Annotated in this window: 1 pseudogene; it reads right to left on the bottom strand. The window is 60.3% G+C overall.

Annotated features, from left to right (window positions below):
- A pseudogene (locus GO007_RS28860) lies at positions 1-534 on the bottom strand (1,4-alpha-glucan branching enzyme); the annotation flags it as partial.

Here is a 534-nt window from a genome sequence, read left to right as displayed (position 1 = left end):
AGAGCATGCCGAACGTCATCTTGTCATGGTGATGACGGCGGTGAACCGGATCGAGCTTCATGTAGTCGAGGGTGTCGTGCATCCAGCCGAGGTTCCATTTGAACCAGAAGCCGAGCCCCCCCGTCGAAGCGGGGCGCGAAACCCCGGCAAAGTCGGTGGACTCTTCGGCCATCGTTACCGCGCCAGGGGTCTGTTCGCCGAGCACGCGGTTGGTATTACGCAGAAACTCAATCGCTTCCAGGTTTTCCCGCCCGCCGTACTCATTCGGCACCCACTCGCCCTCTTTACGGCTGTAGTCGCGATAGATCATCGACGCCACCGCATCAACGCGCAGGGCGTCAATGCCGAAGCGCTCAATCCAGTACAGCGCGTTGCCCACCAGGAAGTTGCTGACCTCACGGCGGCCATAGTTGTAGATCAGCGTATTCCAGTCCTGGTGATAGCCTTCGCGCGGGTCGCTGTGCTCATACAGCGAGGTCCCGTCAAATGCGGCGAGGGCAAAATCATCGGAGGGAAAGTGGCCCGGCACCCAGT

Source organism: Klebsiella sp. 10-1 (assembly GCF_009758445.1).
GTDB classification, from domain to species: domain Bacteria; phylum Pseudomonadota; class Gammaproteobacteria; order Enterobacterales; family Enterobacteriaceae; genus Klebsiella; species Klebsiella scottii.
Note: the sequence above shows the minus strand (reverse complement) of the source record. Positions and strands in the feature narration are given on the sequence as shown.